The organism is Vibrio sp. 1580 (assembly GCF_033340055.1).
In genome coordinates this window covers 1-1,586 of the sequence record NZ_JAWOVT010000046.1, presented here as the reverse complement: position 1 = coordinate 1,586, position 1,586 = coordinate 1, and the positions used below count along the sequence as shown (strand labels likewise).

General features: G+C 47.9%; 2 protein-coding genes. One reads left to right on the top strand and one right to left on the bottom strand.

Annotated elements, in window-relative coordinates:
- Positions 1-29: 29 nt before the first annotated feature.
- Entirely contained in the window at positions 30-923 is an 894-nt protein-coding gene (locus tag R7093_RS23890; protein ID WP_005493888.1) for a LysR family transcriptional regulator, read from the bottom strand.
- A 229-nt stretch (positions 924-1,152) separates the two neighbouring features.
- Between R7093_RS23890 and R7093_RS23885 the strand changes: the two genes are divergently transcribed.
- The coding region (locus R7093_RS23885) for a TonB-dependent receptor plug domain-containing protein (RefSeq protein WP_318146845.1) at positions 1,153-1,586 on the top strand (434 nt) is incomplete at its 3' end.

Here is a 1,586-nt window from a genome sequence, read left to right as displayed (position 1 = left end):
CCATCATGTTGATGGCCTTTTTATTTGTCTCAATATTTCCAATCTAGCGGAATACTTTGGTGAATATCTTCAAGCAGTACGGATAAGCGAAGAGGATGACGCCCTGCTGGTGTATAACAGTTGATCGTTATTGGCTCTGAAAGCCAGCCTTCAAGGCATGGGGTGATACGGCCGGGGTGATGTTTCTCATACCCTTGTGCAGTCCAAGTTGGCAAGAGACCAATGCCATGTCCGTTGGCGATACTATCGATCTGCATAGCAATGTTGTCGCTATAGAGTCGGCTGACAAATGGTTCTAGAAAAAACTCCCCTTGTTCTGGGTGCGAGAGTAGCAAACCATTCTCTTGTATCGACCCAAAATCTATCCACGGATGTTTGTTTAGTTCTCTCGGGTGGTGGATGGGGCCATGTTTTTCGATGTAGTTTGGCGACGCGAATGGGGTGTAACGAAATACGCCAAGCGTTTCTTTGCGCCAATCCAGCCCTTTGTGTTCACCTAGCCAGATAAACAAATCTGGATCGTGGTGTGTATCGGAAAAATCACTGGTGAGCTGGACTCTGACGTCAGGGTTCTCCGCCAGAAATTCATTGAGCACATCGCCTAACCAACTGCGAACTAACGCTGCGTGGCAAACGATATGTAGAGAGCCTGATACTTGATTATTTAAGCCTTGAAGCGCCTCATAACTTTCCTCGCTGAGCTCTAGGATCTGGCGGCTGTAGTCGGCAAAAATCTCCCCTGCGCGTGTCAGAATCAAGCGGTTGCCTTGTCGAGTCGTTAGCGCTTGGCCAAAGTCGGCTTCTAATTGTGCTAAGCGGCGGCTCACGGTGGATTTCGGCTGATTCAGTGCTTTGGCGGCTGCGGTCAAACTTTTGTGTTGGTTAAGCGCATCAAAAGCACGAATTGATGCTAAGTCGTGCATATCTTACTCCTTACTGCGTTATGTACGGATTCCATATATGGGAAGAACCGTTCCATAACTCTCACTATGCATCTCATTCTATTTATGAATAATTCCACTTCGAAAATAATAATCATTATCAATTATGGAGATGTAGATGTCCACTCTTAGACTGCCAGTGCTAACTGCAACTGGTGTTTTAGCCTTCGTCAGTGTCCCTCATGTATTTGCTAACGACTCAGTTTCTAAAATGGAAACCGTCGTGGTGACAGCGTCAAGTTATGAGCAATCCCAAGCGGATGCGCCTGCAAGTATTAGTGTTATCTCGCGAGAAGAATTGGACTCGCGCTACTACCGCGACGTGACTGATGCACTGAAAAGTGTGCCGGGCGTTGTTGTGACTGGTGGTGGTGATACAACCGATATCAGCATTCGTGGTATGGGCTCTAAGTACACGTTAATTCTTGTGGATGGTAAGCGCCAAAGTACTCGCGAAACTCGCCCAAATAGCGATGGCCCTGGTATTGAACAAGGTTGGTTGCCACCACTTCAAGCCATTGAGCGAATCGAAGTGATCCGCGGCCCGATGTCGACGCTGTATGGTTCCGATGCGATTGGTGGTGTGATTAACGTGATCACCCGTAAAGATGCGCTTGAGTGGACAGGTAATGTGCAGCTGGGGAC

What these genes read in the sequence shown, in the direction of transcription:
- R7093_RS23890 (WP_005493888.1), bottom strand. Translation starts at nt 923, where the DNA reads ATGCACGACTTAGCATCAATTCGTGCTTTTGATGCGCTTAACCAACAC.